The organism is Streptomyces oceani, assembly GCF_001751245.1.
In the GTDB taxonomy this organism is placed as follows: domain Bacteria; phylum Actinomycetota; class Actinomycetes; order Streptomycetales; family Streptomycetaceae; genus Streptomyces; species Streptomyces oceani.
Genome location: NZ_LJGU01000116.1, coordinates 147,732 through 148,388 on the forward strand (window position 1 = coordinate 147,732; position 657 = coordinate 148,388).

At 74.6% G+C, this 657-nt stretch carries 1 protein-coding gene; it reads left to right on the forward strand.

Annotated features, from left to right (window positions below; all coding sequences use genetic code 11):
- Positions 1–657: ketoacyl-synthetase C-terminal extension domain-containing protein (locus tag AN216_RS10675; protein WP_139140897.1), on the forward strand; the 657-nt coding region annotated here is incomplete at both ends.

The following is a 657-nucleotide window of genomic DNA, read 5'->3' on the forward strand; positions in this document are numbered from 1 at the left end:
GCGAGGGCGCCGGCATGCTGCTGGTGGAGCGGCTGTCCGACGCGCGGGCGAACGGCCATCCGGTGCTGGCGGTCGTACGCGGCTCGGCGGTCAACCAGGACGGCGCCTCCAACGGGCTGACCGCGCCCAACGGTCCGTCCCAGCAGCGGGTGATCCGCGCCGCGCTCGCGGACGCCGGGCTGACCGCCGGCGAGGTGGACGCGGTGGAGGCGCACGGTACCGGTACGACGCTGGGTGACCCGATCGAGGCGCAGGCGCTGCTGGCCACCTACGGCCGGGACCGGGACCCGGAAGCGCCTTTGTGGCTGGGCTCGGTGAAGTCGAACATCGGGCACACCCAGGCCGCCGCCGGCGTCGCCGGGCTGATCAAGATGGTGCTCGCGCTGCGGCACGGCGAACTGCCCCGTACGCTGCACGCCGAGCGGCCCTCCGGACACGTCGACTGGTCGGCGGGCGGCGTACGCCTGCTGACCGGGCACGAGAGCTGGCCGGAGCCGGAGCAGGGGCGTCCGCGCCGGGCCGCCGTCTCCTCCTTCGGCTTCAGCGGCACCAACGCGCATGTGCTGCTGGAGCAGTTCAGCGAGCCCGAGGTCCCATCCGAGGCCGAGCCCGAGGTCCGGTCCGAGATCCAGGTCGCGCCGGAGGCCGACGAGCCGA